General features: G+C 57.8%; 5 protein-coding genes and 2 pseudogenes. 6 read left to right on the top strand and 1 reads right to left on the bottom strand.

Features of this window, described 5'->3' with window-relative positions; translation table 11 throughout:
• From tdh to EN932_RS24080, 6 genes and pseudogenes are all read left to right on the top strand, one after another.
• Positions 1-899: L-threonine 3-dehydrogenase (tdh, locus tag EN932_RS24105; protein ID WP_127219194.1), on the top strand; the 899-nt coding region annotated here is incomplete at its 5' end.
• 714 nt (positions 900-1613) lie between these two features.
• Positions 1614-1782: pseudogene (locus EN932_RS39030) on the top strand (transposase); the annotation flags it as partial.
• An 805-nt stretch (positions 1783-2587) separates the two neighbouring features.
• Positions 2588-3274, top strand: coding sequence for a response regulator transcription factor (locus tag EN932_RS24095; RefSeq protein ID WP_063169262.1), 687 nt, complete (start codon positions 2588-2590; stop codon positions 3272-3274).
• A 71-nt stretch (positions 3275-3345) separates the two neighbouring features.
• Entirely contained in the window at positions 3346-4767 is a 1422-nt protein-coding gene (locus EN932_RS24090; RefSeq protein WP_063170365.1) for a type II and III secretion system protein family protein, read from the top strand.
• 12 nt (positions 4768-4779) lie between these two features.
• Positions 4780-5340, top strand: coding sequence for a CpaD family pilus assembly lipoprotein (locus tag EN932_RS24085; protein ID WP_063169261.1), 561 nt, complete (start codon positions 4780-4782; stop codon positions 5338-5340).
• A gap of 83 nt (positions 5341-5423) precedes the next feature.
• Entirely contained in the window at positions 5424-7295 is a 1872-nt protein-coding gene (locus EN932_RS24080) for an acyltransferase family protein (RefSeq protein WP_063169260.1), read from the top strand.
• A gap of 106 nt (positions 7296-7401) precedes the next feature.
• Here the strand turns inward: EN932_RS24080 and EN932_RS24075 are convergent.
• Positions 7402-7533, bottom strand: a pseudogene (locus EN932_RS24075) (IS481 family transposase); the annotation flags it as partial.

The following is a 7533-nucleotide window of genomic DNA, read 5'->3' as shown; positions in this document are numbered from 1 at the left end:
TGCACATCTACAATTGGGACCAGTGGGCGCAGAAGACGGTGCCGGTGCCGATGGTGACGGGCCATGAATTCGTCGGCACCGTTGCCGATTTCGGCGCAGCGGTCACCGAATACAAGGTCGGCCAGCGTGTATCGGGCGAAGGCCACATCGTCTGCGGCCATTGCCGCAACTGTCGCGCCGGGCGAGGGCATCTGTGCCGCAACACGCTCGGCGTCGGCGTCAACCGTCCAGGCGCCTTCGGCGAGTATCTGGCGATCCCGCAGCACAATGTCGTGCCGATCCCCGACGATGTGCCCGATGAGATTGCCGCGATCTTCGATCCCTTGGGCAATGCCGTCCACACCGCATTGTCCTTCGATCTGGTCGGCGAGGACGTGCTGGTGACTGGCGCCGGGCCGATCGGCATCATGGGCGCGCTCGTCGCCCAATGCGTCGGCGCGCGCAAAGTGGTCATCACTGACATCAACCCGGTGCGGCTGGCGCTAGCCAAGAAACTCGGCGTCCAGCATGTCGTCGACGCCTCGAAGGAGAAGCTGCGCGACGTCATGCCGGTGCTCGGCATGACCGAGGGGTTCGACGTCGGCCTCGAAATGTCAGGCGCCGCCCCCGCTTTCCGCGACATGATCGACACCATGAACAATGGCGGCAAGATCGCCATTCTGGGCATCGCGCCGACCGGCTTCGAGATCGACTGGAACAAGGTCATCTTCAAGATGCTGCATCTCAAAGGCATCTACGGCCGCGAGATGTTCGAAACCTGGTACAAGATGATCGCGCTTGTGCAGGGTCCGCTGGATGTCTCCGGCCTGATCACCCACCGCATCGGCATCGACGATTTTCAGATCGGTTTCGATGCGATGAAGAGCGGCAGTTCCGGCAAGGTGGTGATGGACTGGTAGGGATTGCCTTGGCCGCTATTCAGGAAAAGCTGACGACAGCACCTCTGGTCCGCCGGACATTTTCCAACTAGGGGAACATGGCTGGGTGGAGAGCTATGGCTCCGCTACGTGCGCTCGCTAATCATATACGGCGACGTATCGCGGCCCACCCGGTGACGGTCGATGGGGCAATTCGCTTCAGTCGATGACGGAAACCCGGTGAACCGATGCTGAGGCCCCGACGCGATCGTCTATTTCCTATGATCTGCGATTGAGGTCGAGGTGTTGCCGCTTTCAGCGGGTAAGATGCGATAGACGACTTCCGGTACCCTTCCGGTCAGCGAAAAGGAAGGCAACGAGCCGCATTGCCTCAAGCAAAATGTTACCAATAGTGTCCTGTTCCAAAGGGGATGGACAGGTCGTGCCATTCCGGTTCGGGGGAAGGATGGCGCGGCTCAGCATGGCGACACGGTGAAGCGGCGATCGTGGAGCTTTATTGCGGCGTTGACAAGCGGCGCATTCTGGATGAGTTCGAGGCGGTAACCGGCTATTATTCGCAAGCGCGCGATCCGTCTTATGAACCGTCGTGAGCAGAGGCCGTCTGCGGGCAAGAGCCGCAGCCGCTGTTACGGCAGCGATGTCCGCGACGCGCTCATCGTGTTGTGGGAGGATTCGGAGCGGCTGGGTCCGCATCGACGCTCGCGGCGGCCAGCGCCGCCGGGCAGGAATGAGTTCGCAGTTCGCCGCTCGGTGCCAGCCCGCACCTTCGGCGATTGGAAAGATCCGCCGCCCGGCTTTGTTGAGCGCATTCGGGCACGTCTTCGTCAGGGAGCTTCGTGCAGACGATGGTGCTGACCGGATTGCCGCCGGCTGGACCGATTGCATTCCGCTCCGCACGCGCGACAGCGGCAATGTGATCATGGCGATCAAGCAGGCCCGCTCCCGGTTTCGCTGACCCTGTGCTGCTGTTTGCCGGCATCCGCCCGCACAGGAAGAGCTTGTAAAAGTGCGGAAATCGAGGAGCCGTTGGTCGTCGATCTTCAGCCTGAACGCGGTCGTTTGCTGGTGCCGCAAATCGGCTGTTGCATGTACATCCCTGTCAGACGTCAGTTTTCCTCGCCTATTTTGGTGTCGAGCGCGAAGTGCTCCAACCAGATTGCAAGGCTTTTTGGAAATGAGAGCGGCTTTGCGCAGGGCGCTCCGTTGTTGAGCATTCAAGCTACCAAGCCAATGACGCGCAGGTTCCACCAGGCTCGCCAGCCTTGAAGGACAGCGAAAAAAGCAGAGCACGACAGACACAACAGTGCATCAGGACGCCGCAGTCGTTGAAGATGGTGCGCTGCATCCATACCGTGGATGCATTCGATCCAAATAATCGATTTGTTCAATCAGTTTCTCGAAAGCTAACCCTACCCTCTGTGGGAATCGGGCTCTGAGCCGCGACGCTGCCTTGCGAGCGCAGGGGCTGCACGTAGGAGAGATGATGCAACGAGAAATCGCACGCGGGTTGCTGGCCTCGTGGGTTCGCCGACCGGCGTATTTGAGCCCGTCAGTTGGTCCTCACCCGCGCCTATTGCCACCGAGCGACTTGCATGTCCCTCCGACTCGGACCAGTTCCGAGAGCTGCGACGAGTTGCGCGCCGTGTGCTCCGATCAGATGGCCGCCGGTGACGCGTTCGATGGGCCGTCCCTCTTCGAGAGGAGATGAAATGCGAACGCTGCTCGTGGATCATCATGCGGATCTTGCGCGCGCCATGCGACTTGCGCTCGGGGATGGCGGCTTCGTCGTTGATGTCGTTGGTACTCTGGAACTGGCTTCGAGTGCATTTTCTTGCGCCAGCTATGAAATTCTCCTGCTGGAATTGGCTCTGCCAGATGGCGATGGCTTGGGTTGGCTGAGGCAGTTGAGGACCCACGGGCATTCAGTTCCTGCCGTCATTATGAGCAGCCTTAACGATCTCGATAAGCGAATTGCGATCTTCAACGGTGGTGCGGACGACTTTCTGCTCAAACCCATCTCTACCGATGAGCTTATTGCCAGAATGAGAGCCATTCTGCGCCGGGCGACACAGATGACCGACCTGAGGCTCGTATTTGGCAATCTCGACTTTGATCCGGTCGCCCGCCAGGTTTTCGTTGATGGGCACCCAATGATGATCGCACGTCGCGAACTCTGTGTTCTAGAGCACCTGCTTAACCGGGCAGGCCGCATCGTGCCCCGTGCGCAATTGGAAGATCACCTCTATTCATTCAACGACGACGTGTCTGCCAACGCGCTTGAAGTCGGAATTTATCGTTTACGGGGACATCTGACCAGATCAGGTGCAACGCCACGGATCAAGACCATCCGAGGCATTGGTTACATCCTAGAATTGACTGACGCCTCGTCCGCATAGTTTGTCGAATCGAAAGAAGATCTATTTTGCTGATCCTTCAACATCCTTGCGCTGCGCTCAATTGGCGGGCGATCGCCAACAAGGTTACAAGACCTGCAGTGCCCCGTTACCTGGGCCATCTCCTCTGCGCGCTTATTGTGACTTTCCCACTTGGTGTCGCGGCGCAAAACAAGCAGGACAAAGGCCCGCCGCATGCGGCTTCGAATAGCATCAACGCCACGCTGACCCTTTCCTCTTCGCTCGGGGAGACCGTTCATCTGCCCGGGCCAGCCACGACCATCTTTGTTGCTGACCCCACGATCGCGGATTTTCAGGCGCCATCGAGCAAAACAATCTTCGTCTTTGGCAAGAAATCGGGGCGGACCAGCCTATTCGCCTTGGATGGCAATGGCGAGCCTCTCGCCGAATTGCGTATCGTTGTCACGCAACCGATCGGGGATTTACGCGCCATGTTGCGGGAGCAGGTCGGCGACTATCCCATCCGCGTCAACTATACGCCGCGCGGCGCAATCCTTAGCGGGACGGCGCCCGACGCAGAGGTCGCCGACACCGCAAAAAGAGTCACTGAGCAATATCTGGGCGACGGAGCGCAAGTCGTCAACAACATCAAGGTCGCTGGATCCCTGCAAGTTAACCTCAGCGTGCGCGTAGCCGAAGTCTCACGCAGCGCCATGAAGTCACTCGGCGTCAACTTGTCCGCCTTCGGTCAAATCGGCAATTTCAAAGTGGGCGTTCTAAGCGGAAGCGCTGCAAGCGCTGGGTCTGGTTCAACCCAGGGTGGCGGTACAGCAGAAATCGGATTCGACAACGGTGCCGTCAACGTCAGCGCGGTTCTCGACGCGCTCGCCAAGGAGCATATAGCTTCCGTCCTGGCTGAGCCGAACCTCACCGCTATGTCGGGTGAAAAGGCCAGCTTTCTCGCGGGCGGCGAATTTCCCATTCCTGTCCTGCAGGAAAACAGGCAGGTATCGGTTGAATTCCGTCACTTCGGCGTCAGTCTGGAATTTGTGCCGACAGTTCTCAGCAACAATCAAATCAACATTCACGTAACGCCCGAAGTCAGTGAACTGTCGACGCAAGGTGCCGTGCAAATCAACGGAATTTCCGTGCCGGCAGTTTCCACGCGCCGAGCCGATACGGTCGTCGAACTCGCCAGCGGCCAGAGCTTCGCAATCGGCGGTCTAATCAGGCGGAACGTCAACAATGATGTCAGGGCCTTTCCCTGGCTCGGAGAACTGGCGATCCTGGGACCGCTTTTTCGCTCGACCTCGTTTCAAAAAGAGGAGTCAGAACTGGTCATTCTAGTTACGCCTTACATTGTAAGACCAGGCTCCAACCCAAACCAGATGAGCGCACCGACCGAGCGGGCGGCACCGGCTTTGAACGGAGGGGGCGCTCCGACGAATTCCGTGACAAGTCCCCCGCGAGACCGCGCTGCTATCCGTGCGGGCGCGCCAAGCGCCCAGGGCGGTCTCGGCTTCATCATCGAATAGTGTCATCCAAAGATGTTGCGTTTTATAATCCTCTTTGTCGCTCTGGCACCAAGCGTAAGTGGCTGCACAAGCACTACGCCAGTTGATGTCGAACCATCGGCACCAATGCTTGTCCGAGAGGAGACCACCGTCCTGACGTTGCAAAGCCTGCGCGCTTCCGAACGGCAGCGTTTGCGTGTTTTCCTAGACAAGGCCAGTCGCGGCCGGTTCGATGCCATCCACCTCCTCATCAGCGGTTCGCCCCAGCTCAGCGCAGGGGTAGCCCATCAGGCCAGGCAGTTGGCAATCGAAGAAGACAACATTCAATTGCGCGATCAACACGACGCCGGCTCAGTGCGAATTGAGGCGATTGTCTATCACGCCCGTCCGCCGGTCTGTCCCTCATATGGTGCCTTACCCAATGAAGAATCCTTCAAACAGCCGCTTGGTTGTTCGACAGGACATAACCTGGCCGTGATGGTCAACGATCCGCGCGATCTGCTCGACAATCAGGCCGTCAAGGCCGGCGATGGCGATCGTGCTTCTGTACCAGTTGCAACTTACAGAACATTCGGGACGGATAAAGGTGGCTGATACCGCCCTTATCTCGGCAGCACTCCTACCGGAGATTGAAAGCTTCCAATCGCGTCCTGATCTAAAATAAAAGGAACCGCTGGATGCAATATAGGCGCTATATCGAGGGCCTTAGGGCCGTTGCTGTACTTCCGGTCGTACTCTTTCATTTCGGAATTTCGGCGATCCCGGGTGGCTTTAGCGGGGTCGATATCTTCTTCGTCATCTCCGGCTACCTAACCAGCGGAAGCCTCCTGGATGACCTTGAACGCGGCCAATTTTCCATCGTCAACTTCTACTGGCGCCGTGCCCGGCGCATTCTGCCGGCGCTCGTCTTTGTGATGCTTCTCACCTGCATTGCGGCATTGTTCATTCTTCTGCCACCGGATCTGCGCGGATTCAGTCTTAGCATCATAGCTACCTCGACCTTCTGGTCGAACGTTTTCTTCTGGAAAACGTCAAGTTACTTCTCTATCGATGCCGCGCTTCTACCACTGTTGCACACTTGGCCGCTTTCCGTAGCGGAGCAGTACTACATCTTCGCACCAATCCTGATGTTCCTAATCTATCGCTACATCGGGAAGCGCTGGCTGACGACACTTCTTCCGATAATTCTCTGCAGCTTCGTAGTGGCGGTGATGGCGACATCGCTGGCACCCACCGCCGGATTCTATCTGCTGCCGACCCGAATCTGGGAACTCATGTTGGGCGCCCTGCTCATGCTCAAATGCCCCTCGCCGCTGGGCAACCGACTCCTGATGGAGTCGGTGGGGGTGGCCGGATTTGGCCTTCTCGCCATCGGGTTCTTCGCGATTTCGGCGAGTGATCCGTTCCCAGGCTACAACGCCTTGTATCCATGCATCGGAACGGCCCTTCTGATCTATGTTGGCCAAAATACCCCCTCGACGGTCGCCACCCGCATGCTCGAAGTCAGGCCGCTGGTCTGGATTGGGCTCATCTCGTATTCGTTGTATCTTGTTCACTGGCCTCTCAATGCGTTCGCGCACTATCTTTCGTTCCAAAAACTCGATCCGTTGATGACCGGTGCGATGTTGGTGGCAAGCCTCGCATTGGCTGCATTCTCCTGGAAGTTTGTAGAGCAGCCGTTTCGACAGAAGAGGGCCTTCACCTCCCCGGGGCCTATCTTCGCCTTTTCAGCGCTCGCGATCGTTGTCCTTTGTGCCGGCGGAGCGGCGGGGGCGCTCGGCAACGGCTTTCCGCAACGGTTTCCGGACTATGTCCAGCGGCGCATTTCCGTCGGGGACTGGAGGAATGGCATCTGTTTCAACGAGGGCACCAGCCGGATCGAAAGCTGGAATATGGAGGATTGCACGCGCACCAGCGGTTTTCCAACAACGGTTTTTTTGTGGGGCGACTCCTTCGCCGCGCACTATGTTTCCGGCTTGGGTGCTAACATAAATCGATTGCAGGCGAACATCGTTGAATATACGTACGCCAGCTGCGCGCCGATACTCTATTACTACCCGTACGATCGTCTTGATTGTGTCCGGTTCAATCGCAAGGCCTTGGACGTCATCTTGGAAGCGGACATCAAGACGGTTATCCTCAGCGGTAGATGGAGTGACTATGAGGTCAGAGGTTTCGACGGTCTTCAGCAAACAATCGCTACGCTTCGTGCCCTGGGCGTGCGCGTGTTTGTCATCGGCCAGTCTCCGCAGTTCCCAACTGACGTCCGGAAAATTGCGTTCTTCGCCAAGCGCCAAAATCTGGACGATACGTCCTGGCCGATCGCGATGGACCCCGACGTCAACGAACGTGTGCGCTCATTTACCAAAGGCGCCACATTCATCGATCCGCTGAAATTCCTGTGCAGCGCAGGACGCTGCGCCTATTTCGATAGAGGAGAGTTTTTATATTTCGACTATGGTCATTTCTCTTCAGCCGGCGCCACACTGGCAATCTCGAAATACTGGCCGGCTTTTGGCAAGGACAATGCTCTTCCTAAGACGAAGTAGCGGCTCAGCGGCTGACAAGCACCAGTACGGGTCCCAGTGATAGCTCCTGCTTCCGCAGCAGCCGCGACGATGGAGCTGTTCAGGTTTAAGGCCCCCCGATAGTGACCTAGGTGTGGAGCTTCAACAGGTTGTCCTCGATCAGGGCGAGGCGACTGATAGGCGTTTTTGACTTTAGGCTGCCATGTGGACGATGCCAATTGTATCTGTGCAGCCAGACAGGCAGTTCGGCGGCACGATG

Source organism: Mesorhizobium sp. M7A.F.Ca.US.002.01.1.1 (assembly GCF_004022955.1).
GTDB classification, from domain to species: Bacteria; Pseudomonadota; Alphaproteobacteria; order Rhizobiales; family Rhizobiaceae; genus Mesorhizobium; species Mesorhizobium ciceri.
Note: the sequence above shows the minus strand (reverse complement) of the source record. Positions and strands in the feature narration are given on the sequence as shown.

What these genes read in the sequence shown, in the direction of transcription:
- EN932_RS24085 (WP_063169261.1), top strand. Translation starts at nt 4,780, where the DNA reads ATGTTGCGTTTTATAATCCTCTTTGTCGCTCTGGCACCAAGCGTAAGT.
- EN932_RS24095 (WP_063169262.1), top strand. Translation starts at nt 2,588, where the DNA reads ATGCGAACGCTGCTCGTGGATCATCATGCGGATCTTGCGCGCGCCATG.
- EN932_RS24080 (WP_063169260.1), top strand. Translation starts at nt 5,424, where the DNA reads ATGCAATATAGGCGCTATATCGAGGGCCTTAGGGCCGTTGCTGTACTT.